The sequence below is a fragment of the Moritella sp. F3 genome, from assembly GCF_015082335.1.
Taxonomy (GTDB): Bacteria; Pseudomonadota; Gammaproteobacteria; order Enterobacterales; family Moritellaceae; genus Moritella.
Genome location: NZ_BLRL01000003.1, coordinates 37,880 through 62,924, shown reverse-complemented (window position 1 = coordinate 62,924; position 25,045 = coordinate 37,880). Strand labels below are relative to the sequence as shown.

The 25,045-nt window shown below is 41.7% G+C and carries 18 protein-coding genes and 5 tRNA genes; 5 read left to right on the top strand and 18 right to left on the bottom strand.

The window, feature by feature from the left end; translation table 11 throughout:
- Positions 1-4 precede the first annotated feature (4 nt).
- From JFU56_RS06560 to JFU56_RS06540, 5 genes are read right to left on the bottom strand one after another with little or no spacing between them, the layout of a single operon-like run.
- Positions 5-2,227 carry a glycoside hydrolase family 2 protein gene (locus tag JFU56_RS06560; protein WP_198436501.1) on the bottom strand — a complete coding sequence of 741 codons (2,223 nt, stop codon included), beginning with the start codon at positions 2,225-2,227 and terminating at the stop codon, positions 5-7.
- A gap of 10 nt (positions 2,228-2,237) precedes the next feature.
- Positions 2,238-2,693, bottom strand: coding sequence for an ATP-binding protein (locus JFU56_RS06555; protein ID WP_198436500.1), 456 nt, complete (start codon positions 2,691-2,693; stop codon positions 2,238-2,240).
- Positions 2,668-3,948, bottom strand: a complete 1,281-nt coding sequence (locus JFU56_RS06550; protein WP_198436499.1) for a sugar phosphate nucleotidyltransferase — start codon at positions 3,946-3,948, stop codon at positions 2,668-2,670. The genes JFU56_RS06555 and JFU56_RS06550 overlap by 26 nt, the downstream gene beginning before the upstream one ends.
- Before the next feature lie 12 nt (positions 3,949-3,960).
- A complete protein-coding gene (locus JFU56_RS06545; protein WP_198436498.1) occupies positions 3,961-4,293 on the bottom strand; it encodes an STAS domain-containing protein in 333 nt (110 codons plus the stop codon).
- Positions 4,245-5,504 carry a PP2C family protein-serine/threonine phosphatase gene (locus JFU56_RS06540; protein WP_198436497.1) on the bottom strand — a complete coding sequence of 420 codons (1,260 nt, stop codon included), beginning with the start codon at positions 5,502-5,504 and terminating at the stop codon, positions 4,245-4,247. Before JFU56_RS06540 ends, JFU56_RS06545 begins: the two co-directional genes overlap by 49 nt.
- A 242-nt stretch (positions 5,505-5,746) precedes the next feature.
- Here JFU56_RS06540 and JFU56_RS06535 point away from each other — a divergent pair, with 242 nt between their 5' ends.
- Both JFU56_RS06535 and JFU56_RS06530 read left to right on the top strand, forming a co-directional pair.
- Positions 5,747-6,748 carry a hypothetical protein gene (locus JFU56_RS06535; RefSeq protein ID WP_198436496.1) on the top strand — a complete coding sequence of 334 codons (1,002 nt, stop codon included), beginning with the start codon at positions 5,747-5,749 and terminating at the stop codon, positions 6,746-6,748.
- A 223-nt stretch (positions 6,749-6,971) separates the two neighbouring features.
- Positions 6,972-11,834, top strand: a complete 4,863-nt coding sequence (locus JFU56_RS06530; protein ID WP_198436495.1) for a calcium-binding protein — start codon at positions 6,972-6,974, stop codon at positions 11,832-11,834.
- Between the two features lie 92 nt (positions 11,835-11,926).
- Here the strand turns inward: JFU56_RS06530 and JFU56_RS06525 are convergent, their stop codons facing one another.
- From JFU56_RS06525 to JFU56_RS06515, 3 genes are all read right to left on the bottom strand, one after another.
- Positions 11,927-12,763, bottom strand: coding sequence for a hypothetical protein (locus JFU56_RS06525; protein ID WP_198436494.1), 837 nt, complete (start codon positions 12,761-12,763; stop codon positions 11,927-11,929).
- Between the two features lie 268 nt (positions 12,764-13,031).
- A complete protein-coding gene (locus tag JFU56_RS06520; RefSeq protein ID WP_198436493.1) occupies positions 13,032-14,327 on the bottom strand; it encodes an HlyD family type I secretion periplasmic adaptor subunit in 1,296 nt (431 codons plus the stop codon).
- On the bottom strand, positions 14,320-16,026 hold the full coding sequence (locus tag JFU56_RS06515) for a type I secretion system permease/ATPase (RefSeq protein ID WP_198436492.1): 1,707 nt from the start codon (positions 16,024-16,026) through the stop codon (positions 14,320-14,322). Before JFU56_RS06515 ends, JFU56_RS06520 begins: the two co-directional genes overlap by 8 nt.
- Positions 16,027-16,263: 237 nt before the next feature.
- On the opposite strand from JFU56_RS06515, the gene JFU56_RS06510 reads away from it, so the two are divergent.
- Entirely contained in the window at positions 16,264-18,003 is a 1,740-nt protein-coding gene (locus JFU56_RS06510; RefSeq protein ID WP_198436491.1) for a DUF3131 domain-containing protein, read from the top strand.
- Positions 18,004-18,102: 99 nt separating this feature from the next.
- Positions 18,103-18,909, top strand: a complete 807-nt coding sequence (locus tag JFU56_RS06505; protein ID WP_198436490.1) for a glycoside hydrolase family 16 protein — start codon at positions 18,103-18,105, stop codon at positions 18,907-18,909.
- A gap of 13 nt (positions 18,910-18,922) precedes the next feature.
- Here the strand turns inward: JFU56_RS06505 and JFU56_RS06500 are convergent, their stop codons facing one another.
- The 9 genes from JFU56_RS06500 to JFU56_RS06460 form a co-directional block, all read right to left on the bottom strand.
- A complete protein-coding gene (locus JFU56_RS06500; RefSeq protein ID WP_198436489.1) occupies positions 18,923-19,780 on the bottom strand; it encodes a hypothetical protein in 858 nt (285 codons plus the stop codon).
- 158 nt (positions 19,781-19,938) lie between these two features.
- Entirely contained in the window at positions 19,939-21,363 is a 1,425-nt protein-coding gene (locus JFU56_RS06495; RefSeq protein ID WP_198436488.1) for a YfcC family protein, read from the bottom strand.
- Positions 21,364-21,606: 243 nt separating this feature from the next.
- Positions 21,607-21,942: a hypothetical protein gene (locus JFU56_RS06490; protein ID WP_198436487.1), complete on the bottom strand. Its 336-nt coding sequence runs from the start codon at positions 21,940-21,942 to the stop codon at positions 21,607-21,609.
- 142 nt (positions 21,943-22,084) lie between these two features.
- Positions 22,085-22,161, bottom strand: a tRNA-Pro gene (locus tag JFU56_RS06485).
- Positions 22,162-22,165: 4 nt separating this feature from the next.
- A tRNA-Leu gene (locus JFU56_RS06480) sits at positions 22,166-22,250 on the bottom strand.
- A 71-nt stretch (positions 22,251-22,321) separates the two neighbouring features.
- Positions 22,322-22,397 (bottom strand) — tRNA-His (locus tag JFU56_RS06475).
- A 48-nt stretch (positions 22,398-22,445) separates the two neighbouring features.
- Positions 22,446-22,522 (bottom strand) — tRNA-Arg (locus JFU56_RS06470).
- A 1-nt stretch (position 22,523) separates the two neighbouring features.
- A tRNA-Pro gene (locus JFU56_RS06465) sits at positions 22,524-22,600 on the bottom strand.
- 227 nt (positions 22,601-22,827) lie between these two features.
- Positions 22,828-23,421, bottom strand: a complete 594-nt coding sequence (locus tag JFU56_RS06460; RefSeq protein WP_198436486.1) for an NUDIX domain-containing protein — start codon at positions 23,419-23,421, stop codon at positions 22,828-22,830.
- Between the two features lie 154 nt (positions 23,422-23,575).
- On the opposite strand from JFU56_RS06460, the gene folD reads away from it, so the two are divergent.
- Positions 23,576-24,433 (top strand): bifunctional methylenetetrahydrofolate dehydrogenase/methenyltetrahydrofolate cyclohydrolase FolD, encoded by an 858-nt coding sequence (gene folD, locus JFU56_RS06455; protein WP_198436485.1) that lies wholly within the window; start codon positions 23,576-23,578, stop codon positions 24,431-24,433.
- A 137-nt stretch (positions 24,434-24,570) separates the two neighbouring features.
- Here the strand turns inward: folD and JFU56_RS06450 are convergent, their stop codons facing one another.
- Positions 24,571-25,044 carry an FKBP-type peptidyl-prolyl cis-trans isomerase gene (locus JFU56_RS06450; RefSeq protein ID WP_198436484.1) on the bottom strand — a complete coding sequence of 158 codons (474 nt, stop codon included), beginning with the start codon at positions 25,042-25,044 and terminating at the stop codon, positions 24,571-24,573.
- Between the last annotated feature and the right edge of the window lies 1 nt (position 25,045).

Genomic DNA, 25,045 nt, shown 5'->3' with positions numbered 1-25,045 from the left:
TCTCCTAACGATCTTGGGGTAAATAGTCATTTCTACTTACTTCATTATCATGCTGGTCATATAAAATTATCGTCACGGCGTCAGATAGACCTGCTAATAACTGTTTCTTTAAAATGATACTTGAAGTATTGGCATCGATATTGATGCTATTCATGATCCAGGAATCACCATCTTCATTATCTTTAATCATCATTTTCATATCTTGGTAAGCAAGTAAACTATCATTGATAACGGTGATCGTTATCGGCTTATTCAAGCTGTTACGATCACGTTCTAAAATAGCTAACAACGGCTGATAAGCACTTTGCATAGCAATAAATCCAGGTTTTGCAATTCGGTCTACATCGAGTACCGACCACGTGATGGCATTCCAACTATCGTTAAACATAAATTGATAAATTGCAGCCAACCCCGACCCTTTATTTAATCTTAGTTGCTCGATTGCCGACTTGGTTATTAATCGTTGATATTCCTGACTATTACTCACGAATTGTGACAGAGATTCACCTTCATCAATTTTGGCTATTTGCAGGGTTTCGCGGGGTTGATAATTGTGGTAATTGAGTTGCTCAATAACCTTGGCAGAAAGCGGCCACGTCGGCACTTCAGCCAACATCTCAAGAACGGCGCTATAATTTGGCATTGCTTGCGCACCAAACTCACTGACAATCGCTGTCTTCGGTTTATTACTATAATCGCTATAATGCCCTGAGTACCAGCCTAGCCAAGGGTGCTCTGCAGTATAAGATGCCTTACGCACGATCCTGTTATCATTGATAGTAAGCAACTGCTGGTAGACAGCCTCTGTTAATGCAATATTTTTATCTGTTTTATAGCTCGGGTATTTATATTTCATCCAAGTCGCATCCCAAGGCGGTTCATTTTGACCGCACCAAAACGCAATGGATGCATGGTTATATAACATGTCGGTCATATCTTTAGCTTGAGAGACCGCTTCAGCCCTAAATTCAACGCTATCGCTATAGCCCCATTGCAATGGGAAATCTTGCCAGACAATCATGCCAAGTTTATCCGCTTGCTGATAAAATGCTTTTCCAGCGACATGAGCATGCACCCGAATGCTATTGATATTAGCCTGACGCATTAAGGCTATATCGTCAGCATAATCCTGTTCGCTCACACCACCTAACCACTGGCTAGCAATATAATTAGTACCACGAATAAAATAAGCGCGATCATTAATATAAAAAACACCTTTGCCTTCATCAAAAGCCACTTTTCTAAATCCGATATTTTGCTTAGTGACATCGGATGTTTCATTATTCATGCTTACTTGTACTGATAACTGGTATAAATTCGGATTGCCCCAATCCCACGGCCACCACAATGCACGCTTAACGAGTGGTAACTGCCAATCAACAACCTGTTTTCCGGTCACGACTTGTGTGGTTAATTTATAGGTTTCAACCTTACCACTTAGCACTTGTTCTTCATCACCGCCATCACTCGTGATCCGGTTTAACCTAAACTCCAATGTTACATCGCCGGTATATAGACTATCTAACGTAATGGCTACCTGCCCCGCTGTTTTTTGGTGACTGACATCGAGCACCTCCGCATTCACCTTAATATTATTAATCGCCACTAAACCGGTTGTACGTAATGCGACATTCCCCCAAATACCACCGGAGTTCCGTTCTTGACCGCGGTCAGACCATGCGCCACCAGGACGAGTATCATGATGATTCAGCACGCCTTTAATTAAGGTTTTATTTAAAGACCAATCTTGGATTAAGGTTTCATTAGGGCTATTCACCAATACTTCTAATTGATTATTCTCGCCGTTAATCGCCTTTGATACGTCTAACGAAAATGGCGCAAAATAACCTTGGTGTGAGCCGACGTCGATATTATTTAAACGTACTGTCGCCGCGTAATCGACCGCGGTAAAATCCAGCCAATAACGTTTAGCTAAAGATGACGATAGACCGACATTTTGAAGTGTAAATTGGCGACTATAAATAGCTTTACCAGCATGGTCGATCCCTTCATTGTTCCAATTGTTTGGTACTGAGATAGAGGTGACTTCGGTAGCGCCTACGGATTGATTATTACTGAGTGAAGTAACTGTTGGAGGGATTAGTTCGAACTGCCAATCACCGTTAAGTGATTGGCTATAAGGGTTGACATCATGACTGTATTTAAATGTACTGCAAGAAGTAATTAACAACATGTTCAACAAAATAAATACAGTTTTTATGCTCACGATGTTCCTCTTATTGCGTCCACAATTTCTTGTGAAATTCAAACGTATTTTTATTATCTTCGCAAGTATAAATAAGGCTATCCGTGAGCTGAACAATAATAATGAAACCACGTCCTGATGTGGTCCAGGTGGCCTCATCATCCGGATCGGGTACAACAAACTCAGCATTCACAGCCGCTTTAAATGCATTGCGATCCATTGCTTGACCAAAATCAGAAATTTCAATCACTAATTCTGCATCATCTTTTAAGTAACAGATCACTTCAATTGGGCAGCCATCCGTTAACTCGTATGCATGTTCGTAAGCATTATTAACTAACTCTGCAATACATAGTTCAACCTGCCCCATGATACTTTCTTCAATGTCATTGGCGAGGGCGAAAACATTTATATCTTCTGCTATCACTCTCGCGACATCATTAGAGCTTTGATAATTTTGCTTAAAAAGCTGCTGAGTGTTCGTCATCAGTAAGCTCCTTATGCTCATTACTTTTTATTTCACCGTTACTATTATTAGTAGCTGTATCCGATGCTTTTTTTGTTTGTTCTTCTTGTTTAATTTGCTCGCGAATTTGCGGAAGATACAAAGCAACTTCATTACGAATAGGGATCGGATGCTGTGTGAGACGACGGTCTTTAACGATGTTAATGGCGCCCATTTCTAATAGCGATTGCGAGAATCCATCATGGCTAATAAAATAATCACCAAACACGGTTTTATTCTCAATATGTGCCGCGCTCGCAATATGGATGTAATCCCGTAATAGACTATGTTTAACAACAGCCTCAGACTCAATCGTACAATTGGCCCCTATAACAGCAGGGCCGACGATCTTACAACCCGGTCTAATATCACAGCCACTACCCACAATAATTGGTGGCGTGACATCACAGGCATCGATATCAAACACAGTATTAATCCCTAGCCACACACCCGGTCTAACCTGCGTACCAGGGATTGGATAACCAGACACTTCGCCATTAAGAATATCTTTTGTCACCTGCCAAATATCACTGATATTACCGACATCAAGCCACTGAAAGTTCATATCAACAGCACTAAACTTCACTTTATTTTCAACTAATAAAGGGAATAATTGACTACCGATATCAAACTCTTCATCGTTAGGAATATAATCAAAAATTGCTGGTTCAAAAATATAAATACCGGTATTAATACGATTAGACAGTGCTTCTTCTACTGCTGGTTTTTCTTGGAAACAAGTCACCATGTCAAAGTCGTCGGTAACAACCACACCATATTTATCGACCTCTTCAGGTTCGACCTGACGGGTGATAATAGTCGCGATAACACCCTTTTCTTTATGTCTGCGCACTGCTTCTGTTAGATCCAAATCAATCCAAGCATCACCACAAACAACAACAAATGTTTCATCAAAAAAACCAGAGAATTGCTGAATTTTATTCATGCCACCAGCAGAACCCATGGCTTTAGTTTCAAACTTGCCATCGCGTACCTCACCTTCGTACGAATAAGTTAACTGCACATTAAAATGATGACCGTCGCCGAAATAGTTTTCGATAATTTCAGCTAAGTGGCTGGTATTAACCGCGATTTTATCGATGCCATGAGCGGCAAATAATTGGATCATAGACTCCATTACCGGTTTCCCTAAAATAGGGATCATCGGTTTTGGGATCATCTGTGTAATCGGCCTAACGCGAGTACCTTTACCTGCGGCAAGAATCATTCCCTTCATTTCAAACCTCCATTAAGCATCAACAGAAATAGCATCATCAATGCTGTCGTAACACGTGATTAATTGGTCCATTCGAGTCAACTTTAACAATTCTTTAACTGCTCGCTGTGGATTAACAACGCTCATTTTTTTACCACGTAACATTTTATAACCGGCCATCACAGCGCCTAGTCCACTGCTATCCATAAACCTTACCTGTGTTAAATCAATAATCAGGTGTGCATCAACACTCTGAGAGAGCTCGGTTAATTGAGTTCTAAAATCAGGCGCTAAGCGAGCGTCAAAACGTTCCTCATTTATTTGAAGAACTGTGCATTGACCTTGGTTGATAATTTTGTGTTGCATGTGTGTTTCCCTTCTGAGTAGCCTGTCCATTCGACTGCTAATACACTGACATCGTCATCAAATTGAGCGGATTCTTGCCATTCTCTGACTCTACCAACGAGCAATTCGGTTTGAATCGTGGTTGGATGGTGTTGAAAATCAATTACTGCGTTTCTAAGACCTTCTTCTGAAAATTGTGTTTTATCTTTTTCTGCCTCGGTTAAACCATCTGAATACATCCATATTTTATCGCCGGGTTCCAACTGGATCTGCGCCGTTTTATATTCGACAAAATCAAAGGCGCCGACAACAAAGCTATCCTGACCAATAAACTCTGCACTGCATTGATCATTGTGCAGCCACACGAGTGGTGGATGCCCCCCGACGGAAAATGATAATAAGCCTGTTTTTACATTTAATACTGAATAGATCATCGTGAAATACAGTAGATTTTGTTCATCTGTCACATAGATGTCATTCAGCTGCTTAATGACTTCATGAGGCGGTGTTATTTCGTAATATGGTGGTGTGTTTATCGTTCTTTTTAATAACGCACCTTTGTCATTATTTGCAGTAATACTTTGCTGAATAGAAAACGACATTAATGCAGAAGACACACCATGACCTGCCACATCGAGCAGGTAGAAAGCGATATGTTCTTCATCTAATTGCATGTAGCCCAGCATATCACCACCGATTTGGGCGCTAGGAATAGACACATAACTTAACTCGACGCCTGTATACTTCCGCTTGGTCGGCAATAATCGTTTAACTAGCTCTCCAGCAGATTCCAAATCTTTTTTGATCGTCGCGTAAGCGGTATCTAATTTAATATTTTTATCGGTTATTTCATTATGCAGGTCCAGTGTTCTAAAACCTGCTTTAACACGAGCATCTACTTCATTAATGTCTGCGTTTTTAACAAAAAAATCATCAGCGCCCGCATTAATCCCTTCAATTATCGAATGCTGATCATCTTTTCCTGATAATAATACGAAAAATATATAGCGATCGTAATCAGCAGACTTAAGCCTACTGCAAAGCTCAATACCATTCATATTTGGCATCATCCAATCACTCAATACGAATTGGATTTGCGGATTTTCAGCAAGAGTAGCTAATGCTTCAACCCCATCCATTGCGGTCATTACATGGTAACCACGTTTAATCAGGATTTGCTTCCAAACTAATAGCATGGTGCGGTTATCGTCAACTAACAGTATGTTTTTCATTGATAAACGGACCATCCTAACAAGCTAAAATAAATTAAAAATAAAACGTATTTCTATACCAAAAGTAATAATATCTAGTACATATTCTCAGTCTAGTTAAGCAGCTAATAGCTGCAGACAATTAGCACCAAAGTTTGATCTACGCCACAAAGATTTATGTTACGGATAAGATTAACTTGATGTTATTACTCAATTAATAAGAGGATAGGAACCTCTTTTGGAATTAAGCATGACACTTACAAATGCAAAAACGGTTAGCTCTCCTCACTTTCATCAGCTTTACCGCATATTCGACGGGCTATCAGACTGAGTCATCAAAACGAGCACCAGCTGCATCGTCCCCCAGTATTAGCCAGTCTGCGACATCAAGTTCCAGTAGCGAGGCGAGTAAAGAGGAAGACGAGTTAGACCTCATATGGCGTGGTGTAAGCAACTCATTCGCCTTACCTTTTGACTCATGGGCTTATCAAGAAGGCACTAACAATGACAGTTTGTTTCATGGTTTAAGCGGTAATGTCGCGCTTAACTTTCCATTGCTAAAAACAGAATCAGCTAACCTACCTGTCGATGTACAATCTGGGCCAACAAACACCAATGCAACCGCGACCTTGTCATTAAAATACAGTATTCTGGGTAATTGGTTTGTCTCAGGTACTGTGTATTATTACTTAGATCAAGACCAGCAACAGCCTTGGAATCCTGACTTTACTTACGTCTTTGGCTATAGTGATTGGCGCCCCTATACAGTCAGTCTTATGTATGCCAATTATGGTGGTAACCGCTTTAAATCAACACCAGGGCAAGCAGTGACGAATTTCGATCAGGGCACCTGGTCATTAGGCTGGAAGTTCCCGATCACCAAACCTTTTGTCAATTGGCTATCCTTTACTGATGAGGGGGCTATCGGCTGCCAAGCTAATTATAATTACACCAAAGAATTTTTTGACCTTGCTTCAACCAGTTACCAAGCTGACCATCAAACCATAAGCCTAGGCTGTAAGTACGCGATTATTGGTAATTGGTATGTGAATGCAACTGCGTTTTATTATTTTGATAGTGCACAAAAACAACCCTGGAATCCTGATTTCACCTATGGTTTTGGCTATTTTGATTGGCACCCAGGCACTATCACACTGCAATATAATAACTATTCAGGTAACCGATGGAATTCATCTGATCGTGCAGAAGGAACGGGCCGGTTTATTGACGGGGCAATTTCCATTTCATATTCATTTAGCTTCTAAATCCCAATTTTGTCTTCAATTCTTCAATTCTTCAATTCTTCAATTCTTCAATTCTTCAATTCTTCAATAGGATATTAGGACTATATTTTATATGCCTCACACTTTGCCTCTTACATTAAAAATATTCGCTACGATAGAATAATCCCTAACTATGTTTAGTAATGATGAGCAAATTTATATACCACATTGAGTAGATATTATTGAACAAATAGTAGGAGTTCATATGCAAGGAACAAATAGCGATGATGAAGTTGTTGGTACATCTGCGGATGACAGTATCAACGTACTAGCCGGTAATGATAACGTGGCAGCCAACGAAGGTGATGATTTTGTTACTGGTGGTGAGGGTAATGATAACCTAGCCGGTGGCGAAGGTAATGATACGATTTTTGGTGACATAGATTACGCATCTCTTGCCCCAGTAGAACCAAATTCAAATGATACTTGGGGTAATTCACAATCCATTTATAGCTTTACAGCGCCCACTGATAACACAGAACCAGTTGAAGAAATTAATCACAGTGTGCGGCTCGGTAATTACGTTGTTAATGATAGCAGTGCTATCACCGCAAAATTCACCCTAGAGCAACAAAACACATCCGTTTTAGTCAATCTCACCGACAGTGATGGTGCCATCATAACATCAGTTCCTGCAATCGTGAATAATCGTGGTGAACTCGAAATAGATCTGGATGTAACCGCCGCTCAAATAGGTAATGATGAGCTAATCACGTTTAGTATCTCCGAACCCGATGGTACACCAATTACCACTATTGAAAGTGTAGAATTCCTTGCTAATAATATTTATGACGATGCAATTAGTGGTGGTGAAGGTAACGATAGTTTATTTGGCCAACAAGGTTCGGACACTATACATGGCGGCTCTGGAGATGACTTGATTAGTGGTGGTATCAATGATGATAATTTATACGGCGATGACGGCGATGATTTACTACTCGGCGGTAATGGTGATGATACCTTAGATGGCGGCAGCGGAAATGACAGCCTGCTAGGCAGTGACGGTAATGATACGATCTCTGGCGGCGAAGGTAATGATTTACTACTTGGTGAACTCGGAGATGACATACTTTATGGGGGTTCTGGTGACGACACTCTCATCGGTGATGACGGTAGCGACCAACTTTTTGGCGGCATAGGCAATGATAAAGTCTATGGTGGTGCCGACAACGATACTATTTATGGGGGCCTTGGTGATGATGAGATTCAAGGCGACTCCGGTGATGATATTCTCGAGGGGAACGAGGGGAACGATATCATTTTAGGTGGCGCGGGCAACGATATTATTGATGGCGGTGCTGATGATGATTTGCTCCTTGGTGCTGAAGGTAATGATACGTTGCAAGGTGGTGAAGGTGATGACTTAGTATTTGGTGAAGTTGGTGATGATATCGTCATCGGCGGTGCCGGGAATGACCAGGTATATGGCGGCGAAGGTAACGACCAATTAACTGGTGGCGAAGGTAACGATCAGCTCTATGCTGGTACTGGCAATGACATAATTGATGGTGGTGCTGGTGATGATGTCCTTCATGCAAATGAAGGTGATGATGTCATTAACGGTGGTGCTGGTGACGATACCGTTTTTTCTGGCAGTGGTAATGATGTCATCACTACGGGTCTAGGTAATGACACTGTATTTGGTGAAACAGGTCATAACACGATTGATACTGGTGATGGTGACGATACTGTTTATAGCGAAAATGGTGATGATAACATCAACACAGGTACTGGCGATGATACTGTATTCGCTGGTGAAGGTGACAATGTTATTAGCACCGAACTTGGTGACGATACGATATATACAGCATCAGGGGCAGACTACATTGAAAGTGGCGATGGCAACGATATTGTTTATGCCGGAGCTGGCGATAATACGATTGATGCAGCTGATGGTGACGATAAAATATTTACAGAGTCAGGCGATGATAGCATTGAGGCAGGGGCTGGTGATGATGAAGTATACGCTGGCGGCGGTGTTGATATTATCAATGCAGGTACTGGTGATGACACTGTTTATGCCGGGGCTGGTAATGATCAAGTGCAAGGTAATCATGGTAACAACCGGCTCTACGGTGAAGATGGTAATGATGCGCTCACCGCAGGCAGCAATGCCAGTGCCCTATTTGGTGGTCAAGGCGATGACACATTAACGGGATCACAAGAATCAGACCAACTTTTCGGTGGTGCAAACAATGATGCCCTATTCGGCCAAGATGGCGATGACTATCTAGAAGGCAACGGAGGGGATGATAATTTAGAAGGGGGCGAAGGTAACGACACCATTATTGCCGGTAGCGGTGATGATATTCTCGTTGGTGGTACTGGTGATGATGTGCTTGTGGGTGGTACTGGTGATGATACGCTAACTGGTGATGCCGGCGATGATATCTTGGTTGGTGGTGAAGGCAATGATCTCTTAGATGGTGGTGCTGGTATTAGTGCTCTTTATGGGGAAGCTGGTGATGACACTTTAATCAGTGCCGAGCACGACGATGAACTCAGTGGTGGTGCCGGTAACGATATTATCACGGCCAATGCAGGTAACGACACAGTTTATGCCGGTACTGGACACGATGTTATCGATGCTGGTGACGGTGATGATACGATTTACGGTGATGCAGGTAATAATACCATCACGGCAGGCGCTGGTGACGATATGATATTTGGTGGCATTGACCAGGATACCATTGTGGCTGGCGATGGTGACGATACGATTTTTGGTGGCGATGGCAACGATACGCTCAATGCAGGAAGTGGCAATGATCATATCGATGCAGGAGCAGGTGCGGATACCCTACTCGGTGGCGACGGTAATGATGCTTTATTTGGCGGTGCAGGTAACGACACGCTTATTGGTGGTGACGGTTATGACTTCTTAGCTGGCGGTGATGGCGATGATATATTGGTTGATGATGGCCAAGATACGCTTTCAGGGGACGCTGGTAATGATACATTAACAGCGGCAGCAACAGGTAGTCACCACATATACGGCGGGGCTGGTGATGATACATTAATAGGCAGCGCGCAAGCAGATACGCTTCATGGTGGCGAAGATCAAGATACCATTCAATCTGGCGCGGGTGATGATGTGGTTTACGCTGGTTCGGGTGATGATACTGTTAACACCGGATTAGGTGATGATACCGTTTATGGTATGGATGGCAGTAATACTGTTGATCTTGGTGAAGGTAACAATACCTTATTTGGTGGTGCGGGCGCAGATACAGTCATCGCTGGCAGTGGTAACGACCAACTAATGGGTTCTGCAGGTAATGATCATTTATCAGCAGGTGCTGGTGACGATGAACTTGAAGGTGGTGACGGTAGTGATACGCTCATCGGTGATGAAGGTGACGATCTACTCCGCGGTGATGCTGGTAACGATACGCTAAGTGGTGGTGACGGCGCTGACAGACTATTCGCAGGCGCAGGTGATGACACCTTGTTTGGCGGCGCTGGCGCAGATGAACTACATGCCGACAGTGGCAATAACACCCTTTCAGGGGGGGATGATAACGATATCCTCTATGGCGCTGCAGGTAATGACTTATTACAAGGCGATGACGGCGATGACCGATTAGAAGGCTTTGCTGGTAACGATACGTTAGAAGGTGGCGCTGGTGACGATATCTTAACGGCAGGCACTGGTAATAATCAGCTTGATGGCGGAAGTGGCGACGACGTGCTCTCGAGTGAAGATGGTAATGATACGCTTATCGGTGGTGACGGCAACGATACTATCAATGCTGGTGATGGTAATAATAATATTATAGGTGGCTTAGGCAACGATATTATCACCGCGGGCAGTGGCAATGATATTATCTCAGGCGATGAGGGTAATGACATCATTAACGCCGGAAGTGGTGATAACCAAATCACTGGCGATAGTGGTAATGATACCATTACGGCCGGCGATGGTAATGATGCAATTAGTGGCGGTGCTGATAATGATCAAATCACCGTCAGTGGTGGTAATAACCAAATCCATGGTGATAGCGGCAACGATCAAATAAGAACAGGTTCGGGTAGTGATCAGCTATTTGGTGATGACGGTGATGATAAGCTCTACGCAGGTAGTGATGACGATCAGTTAGCAGGTGGAACTGGCAACGATAAGCTCTATGGTCAAAGTGGTAATGACCAACTCTCTGGTGACCTAGGTAACGATTACCTCAGTGGCGGTTCAGGCGACGATGTGTTACTCGGTGGTGAAGGTGATGATTATCTGCGTGGTGATAACAACAATGATATCTTATATGGCGGCGCTGGTAACGATACGCTAAAGGGCGGAAACCAAGATGATATCTTATTTGGTGAAGATGGAAATGATACCTTAGCCGGTGATAGCGGTAATGATCAACTCTTTGGTGAGACTGGTAATGATCAACTCTTCGGTGGGTCTGGAGAGGATCTCTTATCTGGCGATACTGGCGATGATAATCTTGACGGTGGCACTGGTAACGATAACCTTGATGGCGGTACCGGTGACGACCAGTTAACTGGCGGTAGCGGTGATGATATCCTCTTTGGTCAAACCGGGAATGACATCTTAGATGGTGGCACAGGCAGCGATCAACTATTTGCAGGCGCAGGTAATGATACGCTAGTCTTTGATATCACTGAAACAACCAATACCGATGGTTCAACGGTACACTTTAGTGGTGGCGCTGGTTTTGACGTATTAGCCGTTGGCAGTGATTCAGATAGCCAAATTATTGATATGACACAAACAGCCTTCCAAGAAATTGAAGGGGTGGTGGTCAACGCCAGTGACGCCCAACTGAAGATCTCGCTTGATAAAGTGCTACTTAACGACACCGCCGAAGTGAGCAATAGTCAATTTGTTTGTACAGGCGCTAACAAGCTAGATTTAAATGGCTTTAACTGGGAAGTATCAAGTAATAACGTCACGTTAAATGATGACCTACGCGATGCCTACGAAGCAAGTAACATCAATACAGACTCACTCTTTGGTTATACATTTGCCAATGATGAAGGTAAAGAAGTGACAATCTGGAGTGACAGTGAACAAGATAATATTAGCTTTAACGGTGCAGATGTTTAGCTACTCATAAGCAAATAACTCAGTCAGTAAACAAAAGGCGGTGATATTTAATCACCGCCTTTTTATCTCTTAACATTCAGTTTAAATTACACTTAACTATTCAGACATAACTTTCTATTCTTAGCGGTAATCAAGCTGTCATTGGAAATAACATAAAAAAAGTAATCATCATCCATCTCATTAGTCTGAATATAAGTACGGATATGATTTAGAATACTTTTAGCCTCGTTGTAACTATACAAATAGTCCTTGTCACACTCATTAACCACGTCTAAATCGACCTGTAAGCGATCAAACTGACTCATCAGATCATCAACCCGAGTCACATGTGCTGCTTGCTGAGCTTCACTGGCATAGCGTATTTCGAATTCTGCTTTCTGTTTTTCCCACGCTGCCACATCACCAACTTTCGCCAATACCTGCGCCTCTTGCTGCTGTAAACGTGCAGATTCTAAGTTCAATTGGTTACGGATAATAGCCAAACCAGCTTGCTCTGCGATCAAGATTTGTTGCTGCTCGGCAATACTTGATTCTAACTCCTTCTGAAAAGATCGACGTAAATCTTTTATATTTTTATCTTTACGTTTTAACTGTTTACTTTGATACGATGATTGTAACTGTAATTCATCAATCACTTTTTGCTGCGCAGCAAGTTCCTGCTTTTGTATTAAGAGCATTTTTTCCAACGTAACATATTCGGTTGACATTATCTGTTCATCGCCTTGCTGATTAGCTTTCAGTGAATCAATCGACGCTTGCTGCTCAGTAATAATATTGTTTTTAGTGGCGAGTAATGCCACATCATTATGACGCTCTGTATATTGCCATGCGGTCACGCCAACTAAGCCCAATAAAATAGCCACCGCCGTACCAGCAACAATTAGAGCTTGATTCATTGGCATTGATAAACGATTCTGTTTTTGTTTCATCTCGACGCCCCCATTAAGCGATATATAGTTGTTTTGTTTTACACTGCGGACAAAAATATGACTTAATATGAATGCTAGATTGGCAATTTTGACAGATCATATGTTTGCGATCTTTACTTAAATACATACATATCACCCCCACAGGCCCCAGCACATATCCGAGTAAAATACCGGCCACTAAATTACCTTTTTGATAGCCTATATAGGTCGATAACAAGAAAAAAAATAAATAAAACCCTAACCAAAATAACATGCTACATCCTTATAATTATGTTTCTCTAAACGCACGGTTATACGACGTAAATAAAGGCGCGGTAAAGTAATCCCATAACGTCCTTTCTTCCAACAGTATGAGTACTTCCGTTGGCATACCAGGGTACAAATTAATATGAGCAAGCGCCTTTAATTCCGCGCTATTTAATTTTACTTTAATCCGGTAACCTGTTTTACCGTCGTTGTTTTGTGGGATCCGATCTGCGGCAACATACACCACCTCCCCAGTCACAGGCGCTGTATTACGAATACTGTAAGCTGAAAGCCTGACTTTAGCTTTAAGGCCTTGCCTAACCATATCGATATCTTCTGACTTAACGATAGCATCGACAATTAACTCATCCCCTTCAGGTACAATCTCCATCAGCACCGCTCCAGCGTTAACAACACCACCCACACTATGCACATTCAAACCAACAACCGTACCAGCATGTTCACTGCGAATTGTCACCTTAGAACGCGCATCTCGGGCTACATTTAATGCTTGCAATACATCTCTTAGCTCCTTAGATAGACTGTCCATTTTCATTGTATATTGCTGCTTTAGCTCAACGTTTTCAGTTTTAAAATCTTGTTCTAATGACACAACTTGACGGCTCAAGACTTTACTCTCCGAATCAAGCCCCGCTCTTCTGGCAAGCACTTCAGCCTTATTGCGTTGCAGCGCCATCACTCGCGTTTTGGATACATAACCTTTATCTAATAGTCCGGATAACATCTCTAATTCTTGCTCGATTAATACCAATTGGTTATCAACAGCGATAATTTGATATTGAGCGCCTCTAAACTTCTCCTCCAACAAGGTTTTGCGTTGTGAAAATTGCTCAATGCGCAATTCATTATGCAGCTGCTCTTGCTGATACTGTAATTGCTGGCTGGCAATGATATTACTATATTCAATACTCTCGACATCTTGAATAGTGGCGTCGCTCCACGTCACGTTATCGCGTCCATTTAGCGCAGCAGATAATCGATCATGTTGGGCTTGCAAGAATGTTGCACGCTGCTGTAATCGACGAAAATCAGCATCCACTTGACCACTAGCAAGTTCAAGTAACATATCACCCGCTTGTACCTTTTGCCCTTCAAAAACATGTATCGCTTTCACCCAGCCACCATCTAAGTGCTGAATTTTCTTACGTTGAGACTCCACAATAATCGTTCCAGGGGCAATGGCTGCAGAGCTTAAATGCATCGAGGTCGACCAAGTAATAAAACCGCCGATCGTGATAACAATACTAAGGCAACCAGCAATGATAAGCCCACGTGTATCAAATAGTTGTTTATCCATGCTGCGTCACCTTTTTAACGTCACTATCAACGGTAGACACGCCATTCATTGCACCAAGAAACTGCTCACACGTCCCCGCTTTTTCGATCTTGCCGTCTTTAAGAACGACAACCCAATCCATCTGTCTTAAAAATCCAGGTCGATGGCTAATCATCACCACTGTGATGCTATTTTCTTTGCAGTATTGCAGCACAATTGACAGGGCAACTTCACCTTCAGGATCAAGGTTAGAATTAGGTTCATCAAGGACGAGTAATCTGGGATTGGAGAAAATAGCTCTAGCTAAGCCAATACGTTGTTTTTGACCGCCGGACAGCTGTAAACCACCTTCGCCAAGGTAAGTATCGTAGCCTTTTGGTAGTGAAATAATCAGTTCATGAATACAAGCAAGTTGCGCGGCATGAATTATCTTTTCAGCTGGAGCGCTCGAGTAGCGACAAATATTTTCAGCCACAGTACCTGCGAGTAAACCCACTTCTTGTGGTAGAAAACCAATGTGTTCACCGATTTCATTTTCTGGCCATAATGCCATCGCTGCACCATCAATTTTAACTGACCCTACTGATGGTTTGTGGATCCCCATGATTAAAGCGGCAAGCGTTGATTTACCTGAACCGGTATTACCCATGATCGCTAATGCTTGCCCAGCACCGAGTTTAAAATTAATATTTTGTAATACGGCCCGCTGCTGATTAGGAAATTTTAGCCCCACATTTTCTAGTTTCAACTCGCCTTTCGGTACTGGTAAGCTCGTTTTAAGCTCGTCATCCAGCGCACCTTCATTCAATAATTGCAAACGCTTGAACGCATTCCAAGCGCTATACCAGCCTTTCCATCCAGCAACGGCTTGCTCAAAGGGAGATAATAAGCGTCCCATAATAATCGAGCTGGCAATAATAGAGCCAGCACCAAGTTGTTGTTGCAATACCAGCATGACACCGACGGTCAAGATCGCCACTTGTAACAGTGTTCTAAAATAGCGGCTAACTGCTAATAACGGCCCTGTTCTTGCGTTTACTTCCCATTGTAGTGCTAACACTTGTTGGTTTTTATCGTGCCACACTTTACCTATATTATCTGCCATGCCCATCGCTCTTAGCATGGGTGCATTTCTTAAAAAATCATTGAGTTCCATGCTTGTTTTCATGGCTAATTCTTGCGATTGACCGCTAGGTTTACGGGCTGCATACATCATCAGCAATGCTAATACCACAAACACCGCACTGCCAATAAGTGCGACGATACCGAGATAGGGATGTAGCATGAATAGAATAACCAGAAATACCGCAATCCAAGGAATATCAAAAATGGCCGATGTTGAAGGACTAACTAAAAAGTTCCTTAGCTCGGTTAAATCTTGTAAACCTTGTTTGTGAATGCAGTTATGTTTAGATGACTGGCGAATACTGTCGGCAAGTAATAATGGACTGAGCGTCAAATCCAGGTTCAACCCCGTTTTTTGTAACAACAGAGTACGAATATGTTCGATGATAGCTTGGGCTGTTAGTAATATAACCGCGATGGCTAATAAGGCGTATAACGTATCTAAACTAGCACTACTTAAGACACGATCAAACAACTGCAAACTATACAAAGGTAGAGTTAATACCAAGAAATTAATAGCAAGGCTAAATATAACAACGTAAACGAGGTTTTTCTTGCACACACTAAACGCGCTTTGTAGCTCATTTTTCAACAAGATAGATATCCTTAAAAGCGTAAATCCCTGCTAAAAGTATAGTAAAAAAAATACCACATTTTAATTAGATTTAATGTTTTAAGATCAAGCTCACGTTTATGACTGCCCACCGCTAAAGATCGTAGGTAAAACGAAGTCACTATTCTAGTATCGAATGAATAAATCATGTATTACAGGTAATTAAGCACATTATGGCTAATGTAAGAGGTCTGTATATTAACGCTTAACGCAAGAGTGATGATCTTAATAACGCTCTTATCGAGCGTTAGCTTTATTAGCATTGCAGAGCAGTCATCAACCCAGCAAGATAATGTACCTGAAAAATTCAGTTTTTATGGGGGCAGAGCCGTACCCCATGTACCTGTAAGTGATTCACAGACTGAGACAACATCATCTGACTCTAGTGAAAATTCAAACAAGCGCGCTTCACAACGTCGAGCAATACACCCAACGGATGCCGAAGACCTTAATGCTAAGAGCAGCAATATTGAAAACAATAATGCTGAACTTATAGAGACTCAGGTAATCGATAACACAGAACAGCCCAAAAGTTTAACGCGAGTCGAGCCTGAAAGTTCGACGCCGCAAATAACGGAGCAAAAGCAAAGCCAATATCAAAAAAAGTTAAGCGTCAATAATGCCATCAAAATAACGGTTCAATCTCCTGAACACATTATTTTAAAAAACAGCGAAAAAAGAACAGCGACACTTTCTGGCGATACTATACCTTCTGAAAAGATAATAGGCTCTGAAAATATAATCGTCCCCCTCAAACAACTGACTCGAGAAGATCTAATACTCGCCAAAAAAGCACAATATTATATCGAACGTAATTGGAATAAAAATACAGGCTTAATTGACTCCGTACAAGGCTACCATCACGCAACGCTGTGGGACATGGCCAGTGGTATTGGCGCCACTCTCGCGTTAGAAAATCTTAAATTAATCAGCAGTTTTGATGCTTCATCACGACTCAAAAAAACCTTAATAACCCTATTCAAGCTACCTTTATATAACAACGAGTTACCTAATAGAGAATACAATACTCAATCAGGTTTACCGTCAGGTTCTCTAAGTAAAACAGCCTCTAACGGTAACGGTTGGTCGGCATTAGATATTGGCCGATTATTAATTTGGTTAGAAATAACGAAACAATACAAACCAGAATTGACCCCACTCATCACGTTAATTACCAGCAAATGGAAGTTAGAGCGTACTGTGTACAATCAAACTCTCTATGGTGAGCTGAAACAGAAACGCAGCACTTCGTATCGTCAAGAAGGTCGCTTAGGCTATTTACAATATGCAGCGCAAGGTTATCAATTCTCGGGACTTGATGTAGCAGCTGCATTTAAGCGAGATAATACCACCGAGATTATTCAAGAAGGTATACCACTTTATATCGACCAACGTAACCTGCCTTTTTTTACCAGTGACAGTTATGTGCTCCAAGCTATCGAACTAGGCAGCCCTGTTGTGTGGTGGAACCAATTAGAGAACGTTTATCAATTACATAAAGCTCATCATTCAGACACAAAGGTACTGCGGATATTTGCTGAAGATGCAATGAACAAAGCACCATGGTTTTCTTATAATAATATTAATATCTATGGTAAATCATGGTTAAGTACCAATACCCGAGGCAAATCGGTTGGTAATCCTCAGGTATTTAGTAATAAAGTCGCCTTTGCTTTTAGTGTGCTTTTTGATGATGATTTTAGCCAACAACTCGCGAAGCAAGTGCTTTCTAATAGCTTATCTCAGCGCGCAATACCGACAGGGTTATATCAAGACAACTCGACCAACACCGCTTACAACATTAATACTAACTCATTAATATTAGTTGCATTATGGTTTAAATCTCGTAATAACATGCCGATTTATCAACCTACAGATAATCGCTTGAATAACATAGTGAATAAGATTGTTAATGAAAGCAGTAATAGCGACTTAACAGTATTAACAGAAAATAAATAATCGCCAATAAAATGCGGGCTCAACGAGTGAGCGACGGCCAAAGAAGTTAACCACTGCTATACTTTTTTTGTATCCCCCCAACACGCTTATTGGAACCCCATGTCCCTGCCTCTTTTCAAACGCCAAAAACTGCCTTTAGCACTCTTGCTTTGTAGCGCTACACTGCCAATATCGGGCCTTGCCAAAGATGCTGATTTTACTGATCCGCTTACTGAACTTAACTCTGCATTGTGGTGGAAATCAGACGGCTGGAGTAATGGTTTTCCTTTCACCAATAGTTGGGAGGGTGAAGCAATTAGCTTTAGTGATGCAGGCATGGTGCTTAGCTTGGCACCAACAAATTATGCTGATACTGGCTACCCTTATCAGTCCGGAGAACTACGTAGCCAAGAATTTTATGGTTATGGTTGTTTTGAAATTGAAATGAAACCAGTGGCTAAATCAGGGGTTGTTTCTTCGTTTTTCCTCTTTGCAGGTCCGTATGATAAACCGGCGAAAGGTAATGGCAAACATAACGAAATTGATATTGAATTTTTAGGTAAAGATACCAGCATGGTACAAATTAATTTTTGGACCAATGACGACCGTTATGAGTTGGCGCACGAACATATTATTCCACTGGGCTTTGATGCTGCCGAAGATTTCCATCGCTATGGTATTGAATGGCGGAGAAAGTCAATTTCTTGGTACGTTGATGGCCAACTCGTACATAATGTTAAACATGATGCTAGCGACCCCATCCCACAAGTATCAAGCAGTAAACTGCGAGTGATGGCTAACTTATGGGCAACCGATAATCGTATTTCTGATTGGGCTGGTTATTTTGAACCAGGTGACTTCCCTATCACCGCTCATTACCGTAACGCTAGCTTTAAGAGCCGCTCTACTTGTAAAAGCGATGAGTAATTATATCATCGGTCTATAAGATGATTTTACTAAAAACGAGTTGTTTAAGCATAAGTAGAAAGCCAATTGGTAATAAGATTGTTTTAAGTAAAAATAATGCCATGAGCTCCATAAAGCTAATAATGGAATCTTCGATACTTTGCTGCATATAAGCAACTTTGTCTGTTTCTGCTTTTAGTTTGTTTGTGGCATTTTCCCAACTGGCTTTCATTGAATCAACAAAGCCCTGATCTGCTTTAGCTGCTAATTCCCCATCGCCATCTTGAACGCCTTTAACTAATGCAGTTACACCTTCAATTTGGCTAGATTGTCGTTGGATTTGCTCATCAATAAACAGCTTATCCACCATAATATTAAGCCCAAGCGATAAAACGACCGCAAAGCGTATTAATACAATAACTTTAAATGCTGACAGTGCTACTTTTTTGTATTGCTTAGCACCTCTAATCCACATAGTGATGAGCAACGCAAAAGACGCAAGTATTAACAAAATATTCGCTAATTTAGATGCCATCATCATTAACAGGATTTTTTGTAAGGCTAATGAGCCTACAGCTAATGTCATCACCCAAGTAAACTTGTTGATCAAGTCGCTTACTGGGTTGAGCATTTCACCTACATCAATCGATGCTACACCCACAGAGAGTTCAGTGCTTTTAACAACCGATATAACAGCATCGAGCGTACGTGCCACAGCGAAACTAGCGCCAGCAGCAACAATTGACTCATCTACCATGGTATGCGCTTTTTCATCTGCGACACGAACAAGACCTAAAACAGTGATCGCAATAATTAAAGCTGTAATAAGCCACTTAACAGGCAAGTTATGGGTCGATTCAGGGGTTGTTGTCGCTATATCTAAATTATTCATGCTGTTCCTATAATACGAAGACCATGCCTTTGCACGATCGAGCAAGGCTGATAATCTTCCCATAACTAAAGGCTCTTAGCTAGCGACAAGCGTGTGTTTGGCATTTAATAACGTGATTGCTAATCACGCCTCCATCATCGAAATCAAACCTGCCTTTACTAAAAAGGCCCTAGCTCAATATACTGTGCAATCACAACCGCAATCAACATACACACAGTCCAGAATAAAAACAGTGGCAAGAAGAACTGTACCCATTTGCTATAAGGTACTTTAGCTAATGCTAATACAGCAAGTAAACCACCGTTAGTAGGATAAATGTAATTAGAAATACCATCACCAAGCTGTGAAGCAAGTGCAGCCACTTGACGCGTAATACCCGCAATATCCGCTAATGGAATAATGATTGGCATGGTAATCACCGCTTGGCCACTGCCTGATGGAATGAATAAATTAATCACACTTTGAGCAATGTAAATTGAGCCTGCTGCCAGTAACTTATTACTTTGTGAAATGAAACCCGCTAAAAAATGAATAATGGTATCAACAATTTGCGCATCTTCCATCACCACTAATACTGAACGTGCAAAGAAGATGATCAATACTGCAACCATCACATCCGCACAACCCTTTGTCCACGATTCACAGATTTGATTTGGAGATAAACCACCGACAAGACCCGGTAAGATAGCCATCGCCACAAACGTCGCTGCAATTTCAGTGAAACCAAAGCTCAGCTTTAATGTACCAAAGATCATGAAACCGAATAACGCTAAAAATGTAATACCACCTAGCTTCTCTCTTAGCGATAGCGCTTTGATTTCACCAGCTTCTTCAACTTGGTAATTCATGCCATGCAATAAGCTCTTGCTTGGGTCTTTCTTCACTTTATTTGCATAGCGTAAAACAAAAATCATCGCCGTACCCAGCATGAATACAGCGCAGATAAAGCGATACCACATACCTGAATATAATGGTAACTCAGCAATACTGTGAGCAATACCGGTGAAGAATGGATTTGCCAATGCAGCAGCAAAACCCGCACAACTAGCCAGTAGTACAACGCCTAATGCCGTCATCGCATCATAGCCAAGACGAATACAGATAGGGATCATCAAGGTAATGAAAATAACGTCCAACTCACGCATACCCGTGAATGTCACGTTTAACGCAATCGCAATCATCACCACAGGGGCAATAACCACCAAACCTTTATCTTTTAGCTTATCGGTTAATGCGAATACTGATGCGTCTAACAGACCCATATGTTTGATAACACCAAAGGCACCACCAACAAAGAACACCACACCCATGACGCCAGATGCCGCTTTAAAGCCTTTGTAAAATGATTCAAAGAAGCTAAAAATGGTCGCGGGATTATTTTCTAACAAGGTATAAGACGCAGGGTCAATGACAGTACGGCCATCAACGACAATACGCGTGAACTCGCCTGCAGGAACAAAGTAAGTTGCGAATGCCGCAATAATAATCATCACAACGAGTGATAAGAACGGATGATTAACTTCTTGTTTTAGATCTTTGTTTAGATCAGTGTCGTTACCTTGAGGCAGGGTTATTTCTTTCATGGATAGCCTTTTATTATTCATTCAGTGAGTAATAAACAATAAAACTAACGACAACGACAGCTAATCCATGCACTCGACGTTATAATCATTTTCATTGCGTTCTTGGAATAAAAAAAGCATTGATTAACGCGATGTTAATCAATGCTTTACCTGGTAATAAGATGTATTTTTGAGTTATTAACAACTAATAGATTTACGTTATTAACAGCTATTAGTTAAAAATCAAACCTACACCATTAGTAATTACAGTGCAGCTGCTTCTACTTCAGCCACAAGCGCGTTTAATTGCGCGATAGTGTCTTTTAGTTCAGCACGGAAATCATCAGCAACCGTTGTTGCTGGTAGTGTAAGGTAGATTTCTAGCTGTACAACTAACAATTTCAATAACGCAGAGTAAGTCGCAGTGTTTTGCTCTTCTTCTAGCGCAAGCAATGCAATGTTGATCGCAAAGTGTTTTGTTTCAGGCTGCTCGCTTTTAGCTAGGTGCTTGTTTACTTTCGTTTCTGCGTAATCAACAAATTGTAATTTAGTGTCGATATCATTATTTAGCTTTTCTAAAAATTGTGTATTGTCAGTCATAATACTTTAATCCTTGATAAATAGGCGTTACTTGAACTGCTGACTTAAACCAATAAGCAGCAACTTTTAAAAAACAGTATAACGAAAAAAGCCTGCTCAATGAGCAGGCTTTTTCGAATTCCAATTACTTGGAATAAATAAGTGGTCGGTGATAGAGGATTCGAACCTCTGACCCCCTGGTCCCAAACCAGGTGCGCTACCAAGCTGCGCTAATCACCGAACATGGTGCGGAAGGAGAGACTTGAACTCTCACACCTTGCGATACTAGAACCTAAATCTAGCGCGTCTACCAATTCCGCCACTTCCGCACTAACTTACAACTTATCAGCAGGTAATACTGACAAGGGTCGATAACGTCACCTTAATGAGTTATCAAATATGGGGCGACTGAAGGGGATTGAACCCTCGACAACCGGAATCACAATCCGGGGCTCTACCAACTGAGCTACAACCGCCACAAACTTTTACATCAACCCGTTTTAGTAAACGAATCAACTTTAATATGGTGACCCCTATAGGATTCGAACCTATGGCCTACGGCTTAGAAGGCCGTTGCTCTATCCAACTGAGCTAAGGAGTCGTGGTCGGTGATAGAGGATTCGAACCTCTGACCCCCTGGTCCCAAACCAGGTGCGCTACCAAGCTGCGCTAATCACCGAATGTTGGAGGCAATGCCTTGTCAACGAAGTGGATATTACAGAGTTGGGCTGTTCGCGTCAATGGTTTCTTGAAGCCAACAAATAACTGCCTAATAGTTATACACTGAACGAGCTTATAATAACAATATGCATAATTTGGCTGCTAATTGCAGATTAATTATAAAATAGGAACGCAAATCAATAATAAAGCAGGTCTTAAATAACCCGCTTACGCTTCTCTCAATATTTATACTAACTCTGCAACCACAGTCTCAGACCAAGATTCTAACTTTAACTGGGCTAATTCATCAGGTGTTAAGAAACCCGCTAGATTCAATGCATCTTCTTTACTGGTAATAACTAAGTCTGCATGTACTTCAGCAACTAATACGATACCTAAATGCACTTCATCCACTGGCGTTACGTCTTTAGACAAATAGCCGATTGTCGTCATCCCCAAAAAGTCAGTTTCTGTTAAACCTAGCTCTTCGTGTAATTCACGATACATACCAGTGCGTAAAGTATCTGTTAATTGGAATACACCTTTTGCATCATAGACAGCGTCAACCGCGTCAACATGACCGCCAATACCGATACTGAATAAGTTATGTAGACGTGATTCACCACCTGATTTAGAACGCTCATAAGCTAAATACTTATCTCCCTGTTTTACAACTACATACGGAATAAGCTGGCGGAATTTAGGATTCGTTTCTAACAGTGCACGCTGCATAATTACAACGTCTTTACTTTCGATATTCACAGCCGAGCTGTCAATTAAACGGGTTGAGGGTGCTGCTACGTCTGCAAAAACGGAAATAATATGCTCTTGATGTTTCACTGTTATCGACCTAAATAATTCAAAGCATCTTTATAACTAAATAGACCCTCTTTGTCACCCTAATTAGATTATTATTTATTTTAAGAGTTGCTGACAAAGTCACATTTTAGTGCGAAAATAGCGCAACTTTCTAACCAAGAGATTAAACAACTCAATGACTGCTCAAATCATTAATGGAAAAAATATTTCTCAGCAAGTTCGCCAGAAAGTTGCTGATGAAGTGGCTACGCGTACTGCACAAGGATTACGCGCCCCGGGTCTTGCTGTGATTTTAGTGGGTGCCGATCCGGCATCACAAGTATATGTTGGGAGCAAACGTCGTGCCTGTGAAGAAGTAGGCTTCGTTTCTAAATCTTATGATCTTGAAAAAGATAGCTCGCAAGAAGCGTTATTAGCGCTAATTGATGAGCTAAACGCAGATACCACGATTGACGGAATATTAGTGCAACTGCCTTTACCTGCGCATATTGATACAACCCTAGTGTTGGAACATATTCGCCCAGACAAAGACGTTGATGGTTTCCACCCGTACAACGTTGGTCGTTTATCACAACGTATTCCTGCATTACGTCCTTGCACACCGAAAGGTATTATTACGCTACTTGAATCAACAGGTGTTGACCTACACGGTCTTGACGCTGTTGTTGTTGGCGCGTCTAATATTGTTGGTCGTCCAATGACGCTTGAATTATTACTTGCAGGTTGTACAACGACTACATGTCATCGCTTCACCCTAAACCTAGAAGAGCATGTTCGCCGTGCCGATTTAGTTGTGGTTGCAGTGGGTCGCCCTAACTTTATCCCAGGTGAATGGATCAAGAAAGGCGCTATGGTTGTCGATGTGGGTATTAACCGTTTAGAGAATGGCAAACTTGTTGGTGATGTTGGCTTTGAAGTAGCAAAAGAAAACGCTTCTTTCATTACCCCTGTACCAGGTGGTGTTGGTCCAATGACAGTTGCAAGCTTGATTGAAAATACACTAATATCTTGCCGTGATTACCATTCAAAGTAATCGATAGGTAGTAGATAATTTATAATACGTAATCATTGATCTCGAGTTATAAATTATCTCGCATTATAAATAAAAGCCGCATCACCTTTAGATCATGCGGCTTTTTTGTAAGCTCGATTTATTTAAAATTAAACGGCTTATTTAAAGCTTAAAAGCTCGACTTCAAAAATCAGCGTTGAACCGGCTTGGATACTACCTGCACCACGGTTACCATACGCTAAACGGCTTGGAATAAAGAAACGACGTTTCTCACCCACTACCATCAACTGCACACCTTCAGTCCAGCCTGGGATCACCTGGTTCAAACCAAATGTAATTGGCTCACCGCGTTGTACAGAGCTATCAAACACACTGCCATCTAATAAAGTGCCGTGGTAATGCACAGTTACTTTAGAACGACCGGTTGGGTGTTCTGTGCCTGTACCTTCTGTTAGTACCACAGATTGTAAGCCTGAATCCGTTGCTTCAACGCCTTCTTTTTCTAAGTTTGCTGCTAAAAACAATTTACCCGCTTCAATGTTCTCTGCCGCTTGTTTCTTGTTGCCGCCCATACGCTGCATAACAAAGAAAATTAACGCACAACCTATAATAACCGAAATAATTTTAAACATG